Here is a 21,781-nt window from a genome sequence, read left to right on the forward strand (position 1 = left end):
ACATGATGCGTCTCATTCAAATTTTACTTATTGCAATATTACTTCAATCTTGTACAGCTCAAGACAAAAAAATAAATGGCGTAAGTTATGTGGCTCATAGGGATAGTATTACTCAAAAAAATATAGATCCACTTCTAAATATCAATGCTAATTATGCAGCTATCATGCCTTTTGCTATGGTTAAAGACTTAGCACATCCTGAGGTTAATTATGATGCAGAAAGACAATGGTTTGGTGAAACTATTACAGGAGGTAAGCAATATATTAATACGTTAAAAAAGAACAATATTAATGCGATGCTTAAACCACAACTTTGGGTTTGGAAAGGTGAGTTTACTGGATTATTAGAAATGAAAACCGAAGCGGATTGGCTAACTTTTGAAAAAACGTATTCAAAATTTATTTTAGCTTTTGCCCAAGTAGCCGAAGACACCAATACTGAGATTTTTTGCATTGGGACAGAATTAGAAAAATTTGTTGCTGCTAGACCAGAGTATTGGTTTAAACTAATTAATGATATTCGTAAAATTTATAAAGGTAAATTAACCTATGCTGCTAATTGGAACGAATTTGAAAAAACACCTTTTTGGGAACAATTAGATTATATTGGTATTGATGCCTATTTTCCGGTTAGTGATAGTAAAACACCTACTGTAGAAGAGTGTTTAAAAGGTTGGATAAAACACAAGGCAACCATTAAACAATTTGCAGATAAATATAACAAACCTGTTTTGTTTACCGAGTTTGGTTACCGTAGCATAGATTATGCAGCTAAAGCACCATGGACAGTAGATAGAATTGAAGAAAATGTAAACCTAGAAGCACAGGTTAATACCACAAAAGCCCTATTTGAAGCTTTCTGGAAAGAAGATTGGTTTGCTGGAGGTTTTGTCTGGAAATGGTTTATTAATCATGATAAAGTTGGAGGTATTGATAATAACCGATTTACACCACAAAACAAACCTGCAGAAACGCTTATTAAAGAGCATTATAAAGTAAACTAGATGAAGTATTTATTATTTGTTTTAACCTTTTTAGGAGTTAGCATTTCACACTCACAAAACATTACTGATTTAAAAGTTCAAGGCAATAAAAAGCTAAAATCTAGTTTTGTAAAAAAAGTAGCTAATGCTAAAGCAGGTGCAGTATTAGATAGTATCCAATTAGATGAAGATATTAAGTTATTAAAACGATTACCTTCTGTTTCTCATGCGTATTATCAAGTGTTTCCTTCAGAAAATGGAGATTACAATGTGTTTTATAACATCGAAGAAAATTTTACCATTATACCTTCCTTTAATGTATATACCTCAAATGATGGCGAGTTTGCTTATAGACTTGGTGTTTATGAGTTTAACCTTTTAGGACAAAATATGATTTTTGGTGGATTTTATCAAAAAGATATATTTAGCTCATATGGTATAAATTTTAGAGCACCTTATTTGTTTAGTCGTCAGTTTGGTTTGGCAATTAATCATCAAGATTTACAAACTTTAGAGCCTGTTTTTTTTGATAATACAACTTCAGATTATAGATACAGAAACAAATCTTTTGAAGTTTTAGGATTGTATCAGCCTAACTTTAATAACCGTTTTGAGTTTGGTTTTAATTCTTTTTCAGAAGAATATGAATATCAGTCAGGAGCAACAAATCCTGATGTTCCTCAAGCATTAAGTGTTAATAAATTATTGTATAAAGCCATATACGAGTACAATAATCTAGATTACAATTACCAATACGTTTCGGGCTTTAAAAGTCAATTAAATGTGCAATATGTAACGTCTACTAGTGATGATTTACCCGAATTTTTAATTGGATGGAATGATTTTAATTATTACAAAAGAGTAGGGCAAAGAGGGAATTGGGCAACACGTGTTAGGTTAGGATTGTCTAGTAATGACGAAACCCCTTTTGCACCATTTTCAGTAGATAATAATTTAAATATAAGAGGTGTTGGTAATACCATTGATAGAGGTACAGGAGCAGTTGTTTTAAATACGGAATATAGACATACATTATATGAAAAAGGTTGGTTTGCACTGCAAGGTAATGCGTTTGTAGATGCAGGAAGCTGGCGAAATCCTGGTGGAGATTTAGGAGATTTTGGTGATGCTGATAACTTACGAGTATTTCCAGGTGTAGGCTTGCGTTTTATCCACAAATCTATATTTAATGCTATTTTTAGAATAGATTATGGTTACGGAATTTCAGAAAAGGATGGTCAAGGATTAGTCTTTGGTATAGGACAGTATTTTTAAGAAATATGTTTTTTGTAGTACTGGTGTAGTACTTCAGCAGATGCACCAAACCATTTTTTTATATAAATGACTAAATAATGGTATTGTAGTGTCCAAACGCCATGTTTTTGATATAACCTAGCTGAGGTTTTAAGCTTATGATTAATCACAACAAATTCTTTACGTTTATATAGTTCGTTAATTAAAATATTGTCTTCGTAGATAATATAGTTTTCATCATAACCACCAATATCATTAAATAACGCTTTGGTTATAAACTGACTTTGATCACCACCACGACTTGCTCGCCAAGAAAACTGAGTTAACCAACTAGTAAAACGTAGCCACCAATGGTTGCTATCAAATTGTAATCTAAAACAACCTGCATTATTACCTTTTTTAATTTCATCTAAAATTAACTGGTCATATCTGTTAGGTGGAAAAGAATCTGCATGTAAAAAATAAAGGATATCTCCTTTTGAAGCTTTGGCACCAAGATTCATTTGTTTAGCACGACCTTTTTCAGAATGTAAAACTTTAATATTTAAACCTAATCCTTGGATAATTGAAACGGTATTGTCTGCACTTCCACCATCCACAACAATAATCTCTTGAATAGTATTTAAGGATGCATTATCAATTAAATGATACAATACCTCTGTTATATGCTTCGCTTCGTTTAAAACCGGAATAATAATACTTATCATGCTGTATTTACGTAAGTTTTATTAGGTTGGTTTTAGTCATTTAAGTCCCAGTTGTAATCTTTGTAGCTAATTTTAGCTTTCGCTGAAATAGTTACTTCTGTATACTTGTTTAAAAAATCAATTAAACTTCCGTTTTGCTCAAAATCTTTACTAAACCATCTAAATATTTTAGATAATTTTAATGTGTTTTTAGAGATTTCATTTCTGTTTGTATCACTTAAAAACTCTTGAGTAGCCAAGGTTAATTGTTGTTCTAAATTATCTGCTGTAAATGCAGAGTTTTGTAATTTAGGACAAGAGTAAGAGGCGCAAACAATAGCAAAATGTATGCGTGGTTCGTCCATTTTACGTAGTATTTTATGCTCTATATCTTCAAGATTATACCATTTGTCACCAAATTGCCATAAGCGATGTTCCCAAGGGTTTTTAATGTCTTTTATGCTTTTTACAGGATAATTTTTTATAATTAAATCTATTGTTAATGCGTTGTATGCATTAATCCAAAAGGCTAGTTTTTCTTCTTTTGACCAATCTTCTATTGTTTCAGCGTGTGTTAAAGCATCGATGTAAATAGCAAGAGTAGTTTTATCTTCTCTAAACTTTTTGTAGTCTACGTTTCCTGAGATAGAAACATGCTTTTGTAAAAGCTTATTCCATCTTTGGTGACTAAAATTTTCTGTTTTTGTTCCCTTAGGAGGCAAAGGTGGCAGAGGTGTTTTTTCTGTAAGTTTTATAGTTTCGGTATGAGAAGAAAGTGTGTCCTTTTTTACAGTATTGACTATATCTTTTTTACTTTCAGCTTCAGCTTCAGCTATAGCTTCTTTTTTAAAGTTGTTAGTTGCTGTTTGGGTATTTTGTACAGTTTGTTTTGTGCTTTTACAAGCGCAAAACAAGACTAATAATGCTAAAGCTAAAAGTTGTTTCATTTTTTTAAAGGATATAATTCTTGACTTATAAAATCTTTTGGAAAGTGCTCATCTCCTTCAAAACCTAACTCGATATCACGACCATCATGTGGTATATAATTGGTTTTAAAAATATAATCCCAAATACTTAGGGTTATCCCAAAGTTAACGCCAAATTTTGTGTGCTCTGGCAAGTGTTTTACATGATGCCAAATGTGCATTTTTGGATTGTTAAATACATATTTTAAAACACCATAATCCCAGCCTAAATTGGCATGATTTAAGTGTCCAACAGTGATTGCAAAAAAGTGGACAATAGCAACGTGTTTTGCATCAAAACCACCAATTATGGCAATAGGTATGTATAGCATGGATTTGTATAAAACCGGTTCCATCCAATGGTAGCGTAAATGGGCTGCAAATCCCATTTCTTTAACACTGTGATGTACTTTGTGGAAGTTCCATAAAAACTCAAAACGATGTAATAAATTATGAGTTATCCATTGTGTGAAATCTGAAATTATAAAGAAAATAAACAAACCTAACCATAATGGTAAATTGTCTACATCAAACAGTTGAAAACTTGAAATAGATAAACCAACAACGCCTAAAATATCATCAAAAAAACTTGCAGCAGTATTAGATAAAGCTATTAATACAATAAGATTTAGTAAAAAGAAATTAAAAAACATGTAAAACGTATCCAACCAAAAATCTTTACGAAAAATAGATTGCTTTTTACGCCAAGGAAACACAATTTCTAAACCCCAAACAACTAATGATATTATGATTAATCCATAAAAATAGTTGTCCCAATTATTTGGGAAAATAATTTGGTGTTTTAGGTAATTCCAATAGCCAAAATAGGCGTTTTTTATAATGTCTAGATACTTTTCCATAGCTGACTAAATTAGTCATTTACTTGTTTTTTAGTTGTAACAAAGGTTACTTAACAGCATCCACCACCATCATAGTGATACGTAGATTTACTAATAAATATGTCATCCCGACCTAAAGCAGCTAAATCTCCTGCTGTTTTATCGCAAATAGCTATAGGTTGATTTTTAAGTAAAATATGCCCTTTTTTATCATCAAAAAAATCTTGATCACCATAGTATATTGCAGCTTTACCTGTAAAAACACATGGTCCATCTGCTGGCATTGGATCTTTAATGGCTGCTATTTCTATAGATTCTATATAGATTAATTCATCTGTAGGATAATTTTTAGGGTCTAAAATACGATAAGGTTTTCTGGCTCTAATTTCTATTGTACCAAAACCTGCGTCAGTTAATGCTTTTACATAGTCGGCAATTGGTAAACTTCCGCTTAAGCATAAAGCTCTTAATCTATCATCGTTACGTAATGTGTCATTCATTTCCTGCTCGCAAGTAGGATCGCTCATAACAAGTTTGCCATGTGGTTTTAAAACGCGATACATTTCGGCAATAGCCTTTTTTAAATCCTCTGCCTTAAAGATATTAAATAAACAATTTTGTGCTGCTACATCAATTGAGTTATCTGCTACGTTAAGATTTAAAGCATCTCCTTTTACAAGATCTACAAACTCACTTTTAAACCAATCGTTTTGTGCTTCAGCTTCAATAAAATTTTTACGTGATGCTTCTAGCATTTCATCTACCACATCAACACCAATAACACCACCTTTTTGACGATTAAAATAAGCGAATTGTAATAATTCCATACCACCACCAACACCAACATATAACATTTTTGGATTGTTAGTTAAATCTCTAGCATTTACAGTGCTACCACAACCGTAGTTCATTTCCTGCATGATTTTAGGAATCTTAAGACCTGGTAATTCCCATATAGGATTAGTGGTGCAGCATAAGCCAACATCTGGTGTTAAAGCAGCTTCTTTATATAAGTTGTTTGTAGCGTCTAAATAGCTCATTTTTTTAGTTTTAAGTTTGTGTTTATAATTTAAACCTGATTTATTTAATATTAAAGTGTTTCTATCAACGCTTTAAATAATGTAATCATATTAGGTTCTGCTTGATTAGCCATAGCTATAATCTCACCAATATCTACAGGTTTTAGATTATTTGGGTCGCATTCATCTGTTAAAACTGACACTGCAGCCACTTTTAAATTTAAATGATTAGCAACAATAACTTCAGGTACAGTACTCATCCCAACTGCATCTGCTCCAATAATTTTAAGCATGCGGTATTCTGCTCTAGTTTCTAGTTGCGGTCCGACAACACTAGCATAGACACCTTCGTGTAATTTTATATTATTAGCTTTTGCTATAGCTTTAATTTTTGCATTAATGTCTAAATCATAAGGTGCACTCATATCTGCAAAACGCTCGCCAAGCTCAGCAACTCCTTTAAAAGCTAGAGGTGAACTTCCTTGTAGATTAATATGATCGTCAATAAGCATTAATTCACCTTTCTTAAAGTCTAAATTAATAGCTCCAGAAGCATTAGATACCAATAATGTTTTGATACCCAATTTTTCCATAATTCTAACTGGGTACGTAACATCTTGCAAGCTATAACCTTCATAAACATGAAAACGACCTTGCATTACAATTACTTTTTTTCCAGCTAAGATTCCGTAAATTAATTTTCCTTTATGAAACTCGACAGTAGCAGTTGGGAAATTAGGAATGTGATTATAACTCACCTCTTGAATAACTTCAAGTTCATCCGTTAATTTTCCTAATCCAGTTCCTAGAATAATACCAACTTCTGGTTGATCAAATCCTTTTTCTTTTAGGTATTCTACGGTTTTATTTATTTGCTTTATCATGTTCAATTAAGGCTTTTAAGGTTTGGTTGTTGGACATATCTTCGTATGTGTCAACATCATTTAATGGTTCTAACAAAAATACGTTTTCCTTAACTAAATCTTTCATGGTGTCTTCAAAAACTGTTTCGGTTCCCCAAGATTTATTTTCAAAAACAGCAGGATGCAATTGTTTCATTCCTAAAAGATAATAGCCACCATCTATAGCAGGTCCAATTACAGCATCATTATTATCTAAAGCATCAAAAGCTTGATTAATATGTTCGGGTTTTAGATCATATAAATCGCTACCAACAATAATTATTTTAGTGTAGCCAGTATCAAAACCAGTTTTAAAGGCATTAGACATTCTTATGCCTAAGTGGTCTCCAACTTGTTGATGTTTTTGATATATGTCAGGATTCCAAAGGTCGTTTTCTCTAATTTTAACCGAGTAATATACTGCCTTGTCACAGTCTATTTGTTGTAAAACGCTTTCAGTATGTTCTAATAATTTTTTATAAATCGCTAAAGCGGAAATATTGCCAATAGTATTAGCTAATCGTGTTTTTACTTTTCCTAATTCAGGGTTTCTGGTAAAGGTTATTACTAGATTTTTATACATGAATTTTTATTTTTTTGAAGAAGTTGTTTCAAATACTTTTATACCTTTAGTTAACCATTTGCTCCAAGCTTCATTAAAAGTATGTATTTGTTCTGTTTCATTGTCTTCGGAATCTACTACAGTAAAATCATTGTTTTTCCACTCGAAAATACCACCATAAAGATTAAAGACATTAGTGTAGCCTTCGTCTTTTAGTTTTTTAGCAATGTTTTCCGATCGTATTCCAATTGAGCAATAGACTACTATTTTTTGGTCTTTATTAGTGTATTTTTCTGTAACTTTTTTAATGTCAAAAAAATCGTAACCTACTAAAGTTGCATTTTTAATGTGACTGACTTCAAACTCTTTAGGTTCTCTTGCATCTAGGATAATAGCGTCGGTTTTTGGCATTGCTAATTCCTGCACAGTTATATAAGGAACACTATTTTTATTGTGTTTTTTAAGTAATTCATCTAGTGTGTCTTGTGCTATGCTTTGTGCAGCAAAAAGACTTATAAATAAAAATAATACTGTTTTCATAATGTTATAAATTAATTCCGAAACCTTGTAATCCACTTTCAATAGCTGGTAAAATCTCGGTATTATCCCAAATGCCAGTCACTATTGTTCTTGCGTATTCTTCTGGTAATAAACCGTTTTTCATTAAACTATTAGTTAGCTTGTAATTATAGTCGAGCGTATGATGCGTAAATTTCATTTCACCATTAATGTCTTCCAAAATGGCATACCAAACTTGTGGTGATCCATCATTAGCAGGCATACCGATTACACCTGGATTTAGCCATAATTTGTTGTCTTGCTCATGACTAAAAGGTAATCCACAATGTCCAGCAACAATAACATCACTTTTGGTTGCGTCTATTGTTTTGGCCTTAATATTCCAGTCTGTAGATTTAAATACAAATTCTGATACATTAAAGTAATCACCATGGACAACGGTTACTTTTTTATTAGCATAATTAAAAGTGATATGATCCGGAAACGTTGCTAAATACGCTATCGAGTTTTTGCTTAGTTTGCTTTGTGCATAAGGATACCAAAGTTTAGAAAACCCATCACATCGTGAGCCTTCTGTAAAATCGCATCCACAATCTGCTTCACCTTCTATAAGTTGTATTTCTACATTTCCTAAAATACTTTTAGCATTCCAAATTTTTAAAAGCTGAACCGTTTCTTCTGGTTGTGCGCAATAGCCAACAACGTCTCCTGTGCAAATACAATTTTCTGGAGCTATATGTTGTTGTTCAGCTACAGCTTTAAGTGCTTCTAAGGCTTGAAGATTACTGTAAACGCCTCCAAAAAGTAAGACTTTACCAGTTAATGTGCCTATGTTATTTATTGTTTTATCCATCTAGGAACGAAATATAAAAGGTTACAACTAAAAATACCCCAAACATTTACCCAAAGTAAATCGGCATAACGACCCTTTGTAAAAATTAAAGCTTCTGGGAAAACTTTGAAGACTAATAAAAACCCAAAAAGGATACCACAACCAATACTTAAATAAAAGCTTATTTTTGGCACTTTATAATTCCAGAACACAAATATTGGTGTTAAACCAATGACCATAGTTCCGGATATTGTGGTGGCAGAGAGGATTTCGGCATTAAAAAATATAGGAATTGTACCAAGTACAGCAATGGCTACCATTGCTAATCTACCAAATGTTAGGCTTTTGCCTAATCCCAAATCGACTGCCAACAATTTTGAAAACGATGAAAACGTCGAATCCAAGGTTGAAGCTGCTGAGGTAATCATAATAAAATTAATGACTAATAATACCACAACTCCAAATGCTTTTCCAACCTCTACAGCTGCTTGTCCTTTTAAACCTTGAGTTTGTGCATACACACCAATTAAACTAAAAAGCACAATGCAAATGGCACCTAATAAGCTAGCCCATAAAAAGCTTTTTCTAGTCACTTTTGGCGAACTAATAAAAGCTCTGTCAGTTAGCACAGGATCATGAAAAGGGTAGCTAAAGGATTGTATAATGGCTGCAAAAAAGAGGTTTAAACCTAGTTCAAAACTCCAAGTGCCTGAAGTTACAATGTCTTTTGTGCTAAAGTTTTCAACTGAAAAAATTGTATATAAAATAATGATTAATAGTACAGAAAATAAAACCATTTGTATCACGTCTGTAAATATCGAACTGCTTAATCCACCTTTAATAGCGTAGCTAAGGGTTAATACTGTAAATACTATTATGGCTGTGTAATAGCTAGCACTTCCTGTTTCACCAAAGTAAGAGCCAATAACCATGGTATTACTCCAAACCTCATTAAATAATCTAATGATGATTAAAAACGTGAAGACTGCAACCGCTTTTTTGCCAAATTTACTAGTTAAAAAGTCATGGATACTTGTAAAGCCACCTTTGGTACGTAATTGATAAATTAGTAATCCAGCAACCGCAAAACTTAGATAATATCCAGCATAAGCGACACCTCCAACTAGACCAAAATCTAGGCCTAAATTGGCAGCATTAGTAATACTTTTGGCAAAAATCCAAGAGATTATTAAACTACCAGTTAGTACTAAAACATTTGGTGATTTTTTGTTGTGATTAGCTTTAAAAAAAGATGCAGTGGTTTTTGCATAAGGAGATAAAGCAAACAAGATTAAACTTGAAGCGATCACTAAAATCCATTGCCAAATTTCTGTACTCATTTTTTAGTTTTGGTCCCACCAAACTGGGAAGTTAATATCATTACCATTAGTAGCACTTGCTGCTTGATTATAGTTTTCGGCATTTAAAGCTTCTTCTTCTGCAGGATAAGGCATTCTTACAGGTATTAATCCGTTATTTAAACTGGCTGATATTGTATTAAACTCAGGGAAACCTGTGCGTCTGTATTCTACCCAACCTTCATAACCATTTATAAGATTAGCAATCCATTTTTGGGTGATAATTTGTTGTAAAGGTGTAGTTCCAGGTGCATTATAAGCAGCATTGGTTGTTAGGTAAGTTGTAGGTAAATCGGTTTGCCAATACTCAAAAGCTTGTGCGACTCCTGTTTCATATAAATCTTGTGCATTGGCACTAATTAACCCTTTTAAAGCAGCTTCAGCTAATATAAAATGAACTTCCCAAGAGGTAATAAAATTAGCATCCAAAACCGAAGTGTCTTCTCTAAAAGCACTTCCTGCTAAAGAGTAGTCTGCTAAAGCTATTGATGTTGATGAAGCATCAATACCATTGATTAAACCATTAAACTGATTGGAAGACGAATTTTCAAAAGGTTTGAAAAACGTGCTTAGTCTATCATCATTTAGGTCAATTAAAATATTTTCCATCGTTTCTGATAAGATAAAATTATTGAAATCTCCTACTCTTAATTGAGCTAATCTAAAGCTGTTTGGATCTGTGTTAGTAAAGTTGAATACAGCATTTTCAGCTGTAGCTGAAATGTAATTACCTTCATCATATAAGGTTTGTAATTCAGTTGAAACATTCACTTGATCGGAAATACGAAGCAAATATTTCAATTTTAAACTATTTGCAAATTTTACCCAAGCGTCTAAATCACCATTAAATAAAATATCTCCTTCCAACGGAATCGCTAAATCGTAATTTGTAATAGCTTCAATCCCTTTATCAAGATTATCTAATATCCCGTTTTCATTTAAATAAATAGATTCTTGACTGTCATAACTTGGTGTAACGGTTCCATTAATTCCATTAAAGGCTTCAAAATAGGGAACATCACCAAACAAATCTGTTAATCCTGCTGCCATATATGCTTTTAAAATTAAAGCAGGACCTTCATAAACCTTAAAGGTTGAGGTGGTTTTGGATTGTGTTAATATAATTTCGTTATCACGTAAATTGGTGTAAAATATTGGCCAAGGATTTCCACCTAATTGCGGCGATTTTAAGGCGTGTCTGTCAAATAAATTGAAATCTAAAGCAGTTCTGTGTTGCGATAATAAATCTCCAGCAACAAAACCTTCATAACTCATTTGTTCTCCAAAATCATAAATAACCTGACGCAGCAACAAACTTGGTTGTACAGTGTTTGGTGCGTTGGGATTAGTATTAATGTCTTCAAAGTCTTTTGTGCAACTTGTTGTTAAAACAAGCGTGAAAAAACTTAATATATATAATGTGTTTTTCATGATGTGTCTATTAAAAATTTAAACTTGCTTTTAATCCAAAACTGCGTGATGTGGCATAACTCATGTCTTCCACACCACTAACAAAACCGTTACCTTGTACTGCTAATTGTTCTGGATCAAAGTGTGGGTTTTCAGTAATAACAAATAGGTTTTTACCAATTAAAGACACTGCAATGTCTCCACCTTCTTTTAAGCCTAAAAAGCCTTCTTTTAATTTAAAATTATAGCCAACAGAAAATTGTCTTAGTTTTAAGTAAGACGCGTCGTAGACGTTATTTTCTTCGTGGTTTCTGTCGTAAAACTGTCTGTAATAACTTTCAGCTGTAATAGCTACAGTGTTTGGTGTTCCAGATTGTGTGACACCTTCTGCAATAATACCATCTTCTGGTCTGTATTCTGTTTCTGCTAATTGTCCTCCAACATTACCCAAAGCGCTTGTTCTAGATACAATTTCACCACCTTGTCTCCAATCAAACAAAAAGCTAGCAGACCAGTTTTTATAGTTAAAATCGTTGCTCCAACCTAAAGTGAAATCTGGATTATAGTTTCCTAATTTTTGTAGGTTGTTATCTGCAATGTAGTTTCCGTTGTCATCAATTATAAATTGACCATTTTCATTTTTTAAATATCCAGTACCATAAATGTCTCCAATCTGTCCACCTTCTTCAACTTGAAACCAAACCGTTTGATTGGCACTATCGTAAATTCGGCTATAAGCCAAAGTTAAACGACCGTCTGCTTGCGGTAACTCTTCAATAGTTGCTTTGTTTTTAGCAAAATTGAAGGTTGTATTCCATTTAAAATTAGACGTTTTAATAGGAGTGAAGCCAGCGATAATTTCGACACCAGTCGATTTTACTTTTCCACCATTAACGACTTGTTGATCATAACCTGACGATATTGGTATTGGTAAAGAAATTATTTGATCTTTAGTTATGGCATTATAATAGGTAAAGTCAAAACGAATACGATCTTTTAAGAAACGTAAATCTGCACCAAATTCGTAATTAGTTGTGCTTTCTGGTTTTAATTCAGAATTAGGAATAAAATCCTGATTACTAAAAGTAGGTTGACTATTAAAAGGTGTTTGCGATACAAAAGCTCCGGAAGTTTGATACGGATTAGTATCGTTACCAACCTGTGCCACACTGGCTCTTAGTTTTGCAAAAGATACAGCTTCAGGAAGCTCTGTAACATTAGATAAAATAAAACTGGCTGAAGCCGAAGGATAGAAAAAAGAAGTACCATCCACCGAAAAAGGTGTTGCTAAAGCACTAGACCAATCATTCCGACCAGTAATGTCTAAAAATAGAAAATCTTTATAGCCTAATTTTGCAACTCCATAAAAGGAATTGATACGTTTTTTAGATTCAAATTGAAACACTTCAATAGGTGATGCAGCATTATTTAAATTAAAAATTCCAGGTTGTGCCAAACTAACCGTTTGTGATTGCTTGGTTGATGCTGTTTGGTTTAATCGGTTTCCACCAATAGATACATCTAGTTTAAAATCGCCAAACGAATTATTGTAGTTTAATAGAAAATCGGTGTTAACTTCTCTGTAAAACACATCGTGTTCTGCGTAAGCACCATTTTGAAAACGATTACTAGAATACGCACGTTTTAGTATTCTTTTTTCAGACGAATAATCCATTCCTGTTCTAACCTGAAGATTTAAATGGTCTGTAAATTTATGTGTTATAGCTATGTTTCCGAAGACACGATCACGATTAAAACTATTTGTGTTTTCGTATAAAATAAAATAAGGATTATCAAAAAACGTGTAGTTAAAACTATATTGTTGTACACCTTCTAAACCTGGTTGCCAATAGTTTTTTAAGCTATTAATATCAAGGCTTCGTGGTCCCCAAGCTACCAAGCTGTAATTTACATTTTCGCTACCATAACCGTTAGATGGTCTGTTATCACTTGTAGAATTTGTGTAAGATAATGAAGTTGAAATAGTCGTTTTTTCTGTGGGCTCAAAATTTAGTTTTGTAGCAACCGTTTGTCGGTCTAAATTCACACCAGGAATAATAGATTCGCTTCTTAAATCGGTAAACGATAATCTATAATCACCAGTATCAAAACCATTAGAAATAGCTATATTGTTTATTGTAGTAATTCCTGTTTGATAAAAATCTTTTAAGTTATCTGGATTAGACTGAAATAAGGTTGGTGTAATAGCGTCACCAGAATATAAGGCAGTATCTCCACCACGTACAATAGTTCCGTTTGCTAATGTCACAGGACTATTAAATTGCGGAAGGTAAATGCCAGCATCCAATTGTGGTCCCCAAGAATAGGTAATGTTATCATTAATTCCGCCACCAAGACCATCAACGTATTCAAATTGTCCAGAATTACCTTGACCGTAACTATTCTGAAATTCTGGTAGTCTAAAGGCATTGTCAACAAATAACGACGTGTTAATACTAATCCCTAAGCCTTTTGTTTTTTTACCATCTTTGGTTTTAATAACAATCACTCCGTTGGATGCACGCGTACCATACAAAGCAGCAGCACTTGGACCTTTTAAAACAGAAACTTCTTCTATATCGTCTGCATTAACTTCCATAGCTCCATTTCCAAAATCTATTTCCTGAAAACCAGCAGCAGCTTCGTTTGTAAAGTTAAAAACAGTATTGTTGTTAATTGGGACACCATCCACAATAAACAAAGGATTGTTGTTAGAAAAAGAGGCTTCACCACGAATCGTAATTTTTGAAGACGATCCAACACCTGTCGCACCTTGAGATACTGTTACACCTGCAAGTTTACCGGCCAAATTATCAATAAAGTTAACTGTTTTAACTTCGGTTAAACTTTCACTTTTTAAGGATTGTACTACATATCCTAGCTCTTTAGTGTCGCGTTCAAGACCCAAAGCTGTAATAACCACTTCGTCTAAATTTGAGGTGTCCTCTTCCAAAACAACATTAATAACCGATTGATTATTAATTGCGATTTGTTGTGTTTTGTACCCAATAAATGAGAATGTTAAGTGTTCCGTTTCGTTAGAAATTATAATAGAATAGTCACCAAACCCATTGGTTATTGTTCCATTATTTTGGTCTGCCAAAATATTAACATACGCTAAAGTTTGACCATCTTGGGCACTTGTTACAGTACCAGTAATTGTAGTTTGTGCAACGCTAAATGTACAAACAAGAAGCAAAGCACATAGGTAAATGTGTTTCATTAAATAATAAAGATTAGTTTCAGTGATTTTTTGGCTAAAAGCCTTTAGTTTTTAACGGAAACTAATGTAGGAGATCCTTTATTAAAAGGTAATTGTTGAGGTAATAATAGGTTTTGTAATGCTATGTGTTTAAGTATCGCTTTCGCTGAAAAACATAGCTGTAGTATTATTGATTTTAGTGCTTTTGAAACCGTTTTATAACTATTTAATATAGCTTTTAAGTCTTTAACCGAATCGATGTCGTCTAAGGTTTCTAGAGTACTAAAAGTGATTTTAGTAGTAGATAAGTATTGTAAGGTTGAGTTTTTTAAAGCTGAAGTTTGCCAAGGTAAATTTTTAAATTGCTTAGCATTAAACAGGTTTTTGGTTAAACCCATTAAATAAAAACCACCATCTTTTGATGGTCCAAAAACCAACTGATTGTTGTTAAGTTTTTGGTAAGCATCATTTATATGTTTTGTTTTTAAGTGTGGTGTGTCGTTTCCAATGGAAATAACGTTAGTAAAACCTTTATCAAAAACCAATTGAATAGCATTTGTAAAACGATCACCAAAGTTTAAGCCTTGTTGCTGTGCTTCGGTAAAATGAAAAAATGGTAATCCTGTTTTTTTAACTTTTCTAATCGTATCGTTTGTTAGAGTTTCAAACAACTGACTATCCGAAAAAGATTTGCGTTTAGCGTCCTCTTTAGCAGAATTAGAAAAAATTAAAATGGCAGTTTTAGTTTTCATTTACAGATTTCCGCGACAGCGAAAAAAGTTAGTTTTATATTATGCAACAACACCTTGACAGCTGCTTCCTGCGCCTGCAGTGCAACCATAACAATGTTGAGAAATTACTATGTTTCTACCTTCAAGTAATTCGGTTTTATAGTCTGATATATGTTTAGATTTACTGTTTACAGGTAATTCTAGCATTTGGTTAAAATCGCAATCAAATAAATAACCATCCCAACTTACAGACAATGTATTGGTGCACATGACGTTGGCAACTGCAGCAGGATTATAAGCCTCTACTAATGAGTACATGTAGTCTTCGTAGTTTTCTGAAGCTATTAAAAAGTCCAAAAATCTAGCAATTGGTAGATTAGTAATCGCAAATAAGTTATGAAACTGAATGCTGAAATCTTCCATCAATGCTTTTTTGAAATCTTTTTCCATAGCAGATTGGTCTCCTGGTAAAAAGGCACCTGAAGGATTGTAAACTAAGTTCAGTTTTAAATCGCTTCCTGGCATACCATAACCAACAGCATTTAATTCCTGCAAGGCTTTAATAGACATGTCAAATACACCTTCACCACGTTGTTTATCTGTTTTACCACGAGTCCAGTGTGGCATTGAGCTTACAACATGAATGTTGTGTTTTTTGAAAAACTGCGGTAAATCGTAATATTTTTTGTTAGCACGAATAATGGTTAAGTTAGAACGCACGATAAAGTCTTTAATTCCAATTTTTGAAGCTTCTTCTACAAACCATCTAAAATTTGGGTTCATTTCTGGAGCACCTCCTGTTAAATCTAAAGTATGTGCGCCTGTAGTTTTAATAACATCCAAGATTTGTTGCATCGTCTCTTGGGTCATAATTTCCTTTCGGTCAGGACCTGCATCTACGTGACAATGCTCACACACTTGATTACACATGTATCCAACGTTAATTTGTAGTATTTCTAATGTTTTCGCTTTAAGCGGAAATTGACTAGTTTCAGAAATTTTGTTTTTAAAAGTCGGTAATTCGCCATCAGCAAAGATTCCGCCAGATAAGATTTCTAGTTGTTTATTGCTTTTTGCTAAATCGCTACCTAACTTTTTAAGGGATTTTGTTGCCATTAATCAATTTGTCTTGTTTGTAATTCTTACGTAAGTAAACTTATTTTGGTTTTATATTAACCGTCTAATTTGTTTACTTTATTCATCATTTGCACACCATGTACCAATGTTGCACCACTTTTTATGGCAGCACCAACGTGTATGGCTTCCATCATTTCTTCTTTTGTAACGCCACGTTGTAAACCGTCTTTAGTATAGGCGTCTATGCAATATGGACATTGCTCTGTGTGTGCAACTGCTAATGCTATTAGTGATTTTTCGCGAGCTGTTAACGCACCTTCTTCAAATACTTTTCCGTAATAGTCAAAAAACTTGTTACCAAGTTCTTCATTCCATTCTGTAATTTTTCCGAATTTTCTTAGGTCTGCTGGATCGTAATATGTTTTTGCCATTATGATTTTTTTTAAAGATATAAATCTAAAACCGTTTTGTCGTAAAGTTTTAGTAGTACTAACAAAAGTACCTAAATTTATAACAAATTAATAGGTGGTAGGTTTTGGTAAAGTGTATTTTTTGGTTTGAATAACCTCATCTTCTAGGACTGTTTTATTTAAAAAATAGAATATAGCATCTAAATCTTCAGGATGCACATTTGCAGCATCGTGAGTCCCGTTTTTAACAATGTTTAAAAAGTAAGACGCTTCTAAAGTGTCTAGTTTTTCTGTGATGGTTTTAGAACCATGTAACATCATATAACCTGGTTTTTCAGGTTGGCAATATTGGTGTGGAGCACTACCATAAGGTATAGCACGATCCTCTGTGCCATGTGTAAGTGCTATGGGTATTGCATTGTCAATAGTTAATGAGTCTATGTCTAAAAAGGCGCCAGAAAACCCAATAACACCTGCAAAAGTAATGTCTTTATACGCGGTTAAATCAGGTATAAAAAAACGTCTCATAAAGGCAACGTGTAATGCAGTTTCTGCACCAGCACTACTTCCTGCTGCTATTATTTTTGAAGTGTCAACTTGTAACATCGTACTGTTTTGATAGACAAAATTAGTTGCGTCCAAAAAATCTATTGCAGCTTGGTTAAGGGTGAACAATTTGTTCTCTTTACTACAATCACATCCAAATCCAGTTTTAGTTCCTTTTCTTAATAATCTATAGGATATTGAAACACCAATGTAACCATTTTTGTTTGCAGCATTAACAATGTTGATCTCGTCAATACCATTACGTCCACCTCCCGAAAAACCGCCACCATGCATCCAAATAACAACAGGTAAACTATCTGTTGGTTTAATGTTTTCTGGTGTGTAAACATCTAATTTAAGGGTGTCTAATCCTTTTGTTGCGTATGTAAAAGTTTTCATGTTTTGAGCTGGACTTATAAAATAGGTTAATACAAGAACTAGTATATAAAGGTGTTTCATAAAATGTATTAAATTCTAAATTTAGTCAAATAACAGATTTTTATGTTAATTATTTTAATTTAGCAATAAATATATTTTTCTATGGATTATTTTGTGATTGCATCAATTTTAGTGCTTATTTCTGCCATTTTTGGGTATATAAACGTTCGATTTTTAAAAATGCCTAATACCATAGGGTTAATGTTAATTACCATTGTATTTACTTTAGGTGTTTTTGCGCTAAGTTATTTTGACGATACCCTATTAAATGCAGAAAAATTTATAATTAAACAAATAGATTTTAAAAGCATTTTATTAGACGTAATGCTAAGTTTTTTACTGTTTGCAGGTGCTTTGCATACTAATTTTGAGCAACTTAAAGTACAACGTTGGCCAGTGTTTGCGTTTGCGACTTTTGGTGTCTTAATCTCGACATTTTTAGTTGGAGGTGCTATGTTTGTTGCACTACCAATTATAGGTTTACATATAGATTTTATATACTGTTTATTGTTTGGTGCATTAATTTCGCCAACAGATCCTATAGCTGTTTTAGGGATACTTAAAAAAGCAGGTGTGCCTAAAAAATTAGAAACCAAAATTGTTGGAGAATCCCTGTTTAACGATGGAGTTGGTGTTGTTATATTTTTAACCATTTTTAAAATTGCCGATTTGGGTATTGACAACGTTAGTGCTTTAGAGGTTGTGGAGCTGTTTGGTGTTGAGGTACTTGGAGGGATTGCATTGGGTTTGATTTTGGGTTGGATTACGTATAGATTAATGAAGTCTATTGACGATTATGATATTGAAGTTATTATAACCTTAGCTGCTGTAATGGGAGGAACTGTTTTGGCACAAAAGCTACATATATCAGCACCTTTGGCAATGGTAACTGCTGGTTTGGTAGTTGGAAATGATACCGTTAGAGATAGTGCTATGTCAAAAACAACTGAAACTTATGTCGATAAGTTTTGGGAGTTGTTGGATATTCTTTTAAATACCATTCTGTTTGTTTTAATAGGAATGGAGATGCTAGTGCTAACCTTTAAATTTGAGTATTTAACTGCTGGTTTATTAGCCATTCCTTTAGTTTTGGTGTGTAGATACATTTCGTTATTGGTACCAATAAAATTCTTTGAAAACAAGTTAGATTTTGTTCCAAAAACTAACCTAATTATGACTTGGGGTGGACTACGTGGCGGAATATCTATAGCGTTGGCATTAGGCCTTACAGAAGTTATGGAGCGTGATTTAATTTTGGTAATTACTTATGTTGTGGTTGTCTTTTCTATATTAATACAAGGAATGACCGTTGGTAAATTGGTTAAAAAACTAGAAATTAAATAGGCTTTATGCAAAACTGGATTAGTCTATTATCTGATTTTAAGGCAAAACAACAACCCATTGCTTTTATTACTGTTTCTAAATGTCTGGGTTCAACACCTTGCGTTGTTGGTTCTAGAATGATAGTGACTAAAGACAAACAGATTTACGGAACTATAGGAGGAGGGAAGCTAGAGTTTAAAGCTATTGACGAAGCAATAATTGCTATTAATGACAACAGGATTATAGAATCCAGTTACACCTTAGGACCTGAATTTGAGCAATGTTGTGGAGGTAAAGTCGAATTTATTATAGAGCCTATGAATCAATCGCCAGAGTTATTTTTATTCGGAGCAGGACATATCGGAGTAGAAATTTGCAAACTTTTAGTAGACACGCCTTTTAAAGTTAATCTTATAGATTCTCGAGACGACTGGTTTTCTAATCTAGAGTTAGATGCTAGTATTGCAACACATCAAACTACCGAAACCGACTTTAAAACCTTTAAAGAGGCTGTGAAATGGGGGAACAATTGCTACGTTTTAGTGTTAACACATAATCATGCAATTGACTTTGATATTATAGTAATGGCCTTACAAAATCAAACTAAGTTTTTAGGGTTGATTGGCAGTAAAACCAAAAAGGTAAGATTTAATAACATGCTTATTAAAGATATGAATATTCCTGAAGGTATGACTAATGTAGTTTGTCCTATTGGTTTAGATATTGGAGGTGATACACCAAAAGAAATAGCTATAAGCGTTGTTGCACAATTATTACAAGTACATTATAAATCTATACTTAAATAGTAATAAGAACTGTCATTCTTAGCAAGGCGAAGAATCTTTAAATGAAAAAAAACAAATCAATCATAGATAAATTAACTGCGCTTTGGGCTTTAAATGAGTCTGGTTTGGGTGGTTTTTTGCATGTGTTTAATTCGCCATTCACAGGTTTGATTGTTGGTGGTGTTTCAATATTGTTAATTAGCTTAATTGCTTTTTATGCTAAAAATAAATGGCAAGCTATTTTAAAAGCATTGGTTATTGTCTTGATTATTAAAATGGCAGTAAGTCCATATTCTCCATTCGGAGCTTATGTTGCAGTCAGTTTTCAAGCGCTTTTTGGTGCGTTTTTATTTTCTAACTTTTCTTGGAAAGGTGTCGTGATTTTGGTTTTAGGAATGGTGACTTTTTTAGAGTCCGCATTGCAAAAACTAATAGTGCTAACAGTGGTTTATGGTACTGGTCTTTGGGAAGCTATTAATATTTATGGCTCATGGGTTCAGAAAAAGTTAAACTTTGTGTCGGAAACCTCTACCACATCTTTTTTAGTCACGTTATATCTTGTAGTATATGGCATTTGTGGACTATTAGCTGGATTATTTATTAAAAGTATTATTAAGATAATAGCAAGTAAACCCGAAGTTGATTTTTATTTGGAAACAATGCCAAAAGCATCGGAAAGCACTAAAAGAAAAGTGCCCTTTAAAACCAAAGTTATTTGGGTTTGGCTAATTACGGTTGCCATAATTGTTTTAGGGTTTTCAATATTTGGAGGTGCTCTTTTTGGGTGGCAAAAAGCTATTTATATCGTATTCCGTAGTTTTCTTATTTTAATGCTTTGGTATCTAATAATTGGTCCTTTTTTGTTAAAATTGGTTCAGAAATACTTAAGTAAAAAGGAATCTAAGTACCAGCAAGACATTACCAATGCTATGGATTTGTTCCCTTATTTTAGGCAGATTATTTCCTATACTTGGAAACAAACGCAGCATTTAAAAGGATTTACTCGATTTAAGTTTTTTATGGCGAATAGCATTTCTAATTGTATTCATTTTAAAACGCCTACGGAATGATTTATATCCTCATGGGAGCAATACGATCAGGGAAGACTACAGCGCTGTTACATTGGTCTAAAAGCCGAAATGATGTTGATGGGCTATTGTGTCCCGACGATGCTAATGGAAAACGTTATTTTCTGAAATTAAAAAACAAAACAATTTTTAAGATTGAAGCTGAAGCTGAAACCGAAGCTATTGTTACAATAGGGAATTTTAAATTTTTGCGATCGGCTTTTAATGAAGCTAATGACTATTTGATTTTAGAAGCTTCTAAAACAGAGCCTAAATATTTAATTATTGATGAAATAGGAAAGTTAGAATTAAAAAATGAAGGCTTGCACGTTTCAACCAAAGCTTTGATTTCTCAGTTTAAATCTAATGATAACACACATCTTATTTTGGTAGTCAGAGATTATTTGTTGGATGCTGTTTTGGAGCATTATGGGATAACTGAATGTTCTATTCTGACTACAAAAGATTTAGAAAATTTAATTTAACTAAAAATAGTTTCACCTAAAGCGTAATAAATCGCCATTATTGCCGAGTATATTGCGCTTCCAAGAAAACGCCACTTTAATTTAAATCTATTTTGAATCAAGTAATTTGCTAAAAACGAAATAGGAATATTCACCAAAAAGGACCAAAAGGCAATTTGGATAAGGTTAAATCCAATGTCATTAAATTTAGCAGAAAACAATTTGATAAACAATAAATGTCTTGCAACCCAAAGTGGATTAAAGTATGCTATGGCTAAACCCGTTTTAGATAATACAGCGCGTACACCTTTTAAGTCTTTAGTTTTTTTAACAATCCAATCAAAATAGTTAGGGATTTCAAACGCGTAAAAAGTCGCGCCAACAAATGCCATTCCTAGTAGTCTGTGCC

The 21,781-nt window shown here is 33.0% G+C and carries 22 protein-coding genes; 6 read left to right on the forward strand and 16 right to left on the reverse strand.

Annotated elements, in window-relative coordinates; genetic code table 11:
• The first annotated feature begins 5 nt into the window (after positions 1–5).
• Together M890_RS0109545 and M890_RS0109550 are read left to right on the forward strand one after the other, a co-directional pair.
• Positions 6–1,004 carry a glycoside hydrolase family 113 gene (locus M890_RS0109545; protein WP_028283319.1) on the forward strand — a complete coding sequence of 333 codons (999 nt, stop codon included), beginning with the start codon at positions 6–8 and terminating at the stop codon, positions 1,002–1,004.
• Positions 1,005–2,258, forward strand: coding sequence for a BamA/TamA family outer membrane protein (locus M890_RS0109550; RefSeq protein WP_028283320.1), 1,254 nt, complete (start codon positions 1,005–1,007; stop codon positions 2,256–2,258).
• Here the strand turns inward: M890_RS0109550 and M890_RS0109555 are convergent.
• The 15 genes from M890_RS0109555 to M890_RS0109630 form a co-directional block, all read right to left on the reverse strand.
• Positions 2,255–2,944 (reverse strand): TIGR04283 family arsenosugar biosynthesis glycosyltransferase, encoded by a 690-nt coding sequence (locus tag M890_RS0109555; protein ID WP_028283321.1) that lies wholly within the window; start codon positions 2,942–2,944, stop codon positions 2,255–2,257. The genes M890_RS0109550 and M890_RS0109555 overlap by 4 nt on opposite strands.
• 32 nt (positions 2,945–2,976) lie before the next feature.
• Positions 2,977–3,870: a DUF547 domain-containing protein gene (locus M890_RS0109560; protein WP_028283322.1), complete on the reverse strand. Its 894-nt coding sequence runs from the start codon at positions 3,868–3,870 to the stop codon at positions 2,977–2,979.
• Positions 3,867–4,748 carry a sterol desaturase family protein gene (locus tag M890_RS0109565; RefSeq protein WP_028283323.1) on the reverse strand — a complete coding sequence of 294 codons (882 nt, stop codon included), beginning with the start codon at positions 4,746–4,748 and terminating at the stop codon, positions 3,867–3,869. The genes M890_RS0109560 and M890_RS0109565 overlap by 4 nt, the downstream gene beginning before the upstream one ends.
• A gap of 50 nt (positions 4,749–4,798) precedes the next feature.
• Entirely contained in the window at positions 4,799–5,767 is a 969-nt protein-coding gene (arsM, locus tag M890_RS0109570; RefSeq protein ID WP_028283324.1) for an arsenosugar biosynthesis arsenite methyltransferase ArsM, read from the reverse strand.
• A gap of 50 nt (positions 5,768–5,817) precedes the next feature.
• The gene (locus tag M890_RS0109575; protein ID WP_028283325.1) at positions 5,818–6,630 is read right to left on the reverse strand and encodes a purine-nucleoside phosphorylase; all 813 of its coding nucleotides are present in this window, start codon (positions 6,628–6,630) and stop codon (positions 5,818–5,820) included.
• A complete protein-coding gene (locus tag M890_RS16745; RefSeq protein WP_028283326.1) occupies positions 6,611–7,231 on the reverse strand; it encodes a TIGR04282 family arsenosugar biosynthesis glycosyltransferase in 621 nt (206 codons plus the stop codon). The genes M890_RS0109575 and M890_RS16745 overlap by 20 nt, the downstream gene beginning before the upstream one ends.
• 6 nt (positions 7,232–7,237) lie before the next feature.
• Complete coding sequence (locus M890_RS16750) at positions 7,238–7,750, reverse strand: rhodanese-like domain-containing protein (RefSeq protein WP_028283327.1); 513 nt, start codon at positions 7,748–7,750, stop codon at positions 7,238–7,240.
• 4 nt (positions 7,751–7,754) lie between these two features.
• Entirely contained in the window at positions 7,755–8,582 is an 828-nt protein-coding gene (locus M890_RS0109590) for a metallophosphoesterase family protein (protein WP_028283328.1), read from the reverse strand.
• A complete protein-coding gene (locus tag M890_RS0109595) occupies positions 8,567–9,901 on the reverse strand; it encodes a sodium:solute symporter family transporter (protein ID WP_028283329.1) in 1,335 nt (444 codons plus the stop codon). Before M890_RS0109595 ends, M890_RS0109590 begins: the two co-directional genes overlap by 16 nt.
• 3 nt (positions 9,902–9,904) lie before the next feature.
• On the reverse strand, positions 9,905–11,350 hold the full coding sequence (locus M890_RS0109600) for a SusD/RagB family nutrient-binding outer membrane lipoprotein (RefSeq protein ID WP_028283330.1): 1,446 nt from the start codon (positions 11,348–11,350) through the stop codon (positions 9,905–9,907).
• A gap of 10 nt (positions 11,351–11,360) precedes the next feature.
• Positions 11,361–14,552: a SusC/RagA family TonB-linked outer membrane protein gene (locus M890_RS0109605; RefSeq protein WP_028283331.1), complete on the reverse strand. Its 3,192-nt coding sequence runs from the start codon at positions 14,550–14,552 to the stop codon at positions 11,361–11,363.
• 44 nt (positions 14,553–14,596) lie between these two features.
• The gene (locus M890_RS0109610) at positions 14,597–15,283 is read right to left on the reverse strand and encodes a TIGR04282 family arsenosugar biosynthesis glycosyltransferase (RefSeq protein ID WP_028283332.1); all 687 of its coding nucleotides are present in this window, start codon (positions 15,281–15,283) and stop codon (positions 14,597–14,599) included.
• 39 nt (positions 15,284–15,322) lie between these two features.
• Complete coding sequence (arsS, locus tag M890_RS0109615; RefSeq protein WP_028283333.1) at positions 15,323–16,378, reverse strand: arsenosugar biosynthesis radical SAM (seleno)protein ArsS; 1,056 nt, start codon at positions 16,376–16,378, stop codon at positions 15,323–15,325.
• Between the two features lie 56 nt (positions 16,379–16,434).
• On the reverse strand, positions 16,435–16,770 hold the full coding sequence (locus tag M890_RS0109620; protein WP_028283334.1) for an arsenosugar biosynthesis-associated peroxidase-like protein: 336 nt from the start codon (positions 16,768–16,770) through the stop codon (positions 16,435–16,437).
• Positions 16,771–16,857: 87 nt separating this feature from the next.
• The gene (locus tag M890_RS0109630) at positions 16,858–17,694 is read right to left on the reverse strand and encodes an alpha/beta hydrolase (RefSeq protein WP_232219146.1); all 837 of its coding nucleotides are present in this window, start codon (positions 17,692–17,694) and stop codon (positions 16,858–16,860) included.
• 141 nt (positions 17,695–17,835) lie between these two features.
• Between M890_RS0109630 and M890_RS0109635 the strand changes: the two genes are divergently transcribed.
• Genes M890_RS0109635 through M890_RS0109650 form a run of 4 tightly spaced genes read left to right on the forward strand, consistent with a single transcriptional unit; the run spans position 17,836 to position 21,393 of the window.
• Positions 17,836–19,077: a cation:proton antiporter gene (locus M890_RS0109635; RefSeq protein ID WP_028283336.1), complete on the forward strand. Its 1,242-nt coding sequence runs from the start codon at positions 17,836–17,838 to the stop codon at positions 19,075–19,077.
• Between the two features lie 5 nt (positions 19,078–19,082).
• A complete protein-coding gene (xdhC, locus tag M890_RS0109640) occupies positions 19,083–19,862 on the forward strand; it encodes a xanthine dehydrogenase accessory protein XdhC (RefSeq protein WP_028283337.1) in 780 nt (259 codons plus the stop codon).
• A 41-nt stretch (positions 19,863–19,903) separates the two neighbouring features.
• A complete protein-coding gene (locus tag M890_RS0109645) occupies positions 19,904–20,911 on the forward strand; it encodes a hypothetical protein (protein ID WP_028283338.1) in 1,008 nt (335 codons plus the stop codon).
• Positions 20,908–21,393, forward strand: a complete 486-nt coding sequence (locus tag M890_RS0109650) for a nucleoside-triphosphatase (protein ID WP_028283339.1) — start codon at positions 20,908–20,910, stop codon at positions 21,391–21,393. The genes M890_RS0109645 and M890_RS0109650 overlap by 4 nt, the downstream gene beginning before the upstream one ends.
• On the opposite strand, the gene M890_RS0109655 is transcribed toward M890_RS0109650, so the two are convergent.
• Positions 21,390–21,764 carry a hypothetical protein gene (locus M890_RS0109655; RefSeq protein ID WP_198018208.1) on the reverse strand — a complete coding sequence of 125 codons (375 nt, stop codon included), beginning with the start codon at positions 21,762–21,764 and terminating at the stop codon, positions 21,390–21,392. The two genes, M890_RS0109650 and M890_RS0109655, sit on opposite strands and share 4 nt — an antisense overlap.
• Positions 21,765–21,781 lie beyond the last annotated feature (17 nt).

Source organism: Olleya marilimosa CAM030, assembly GCF_000518485.1.
Lineage (GTDB): Bacteria > Bacteroidota > Bacteroidia > Flavobacteriales > Flavobacteriaceae > Olleya > Olleya marilimosa.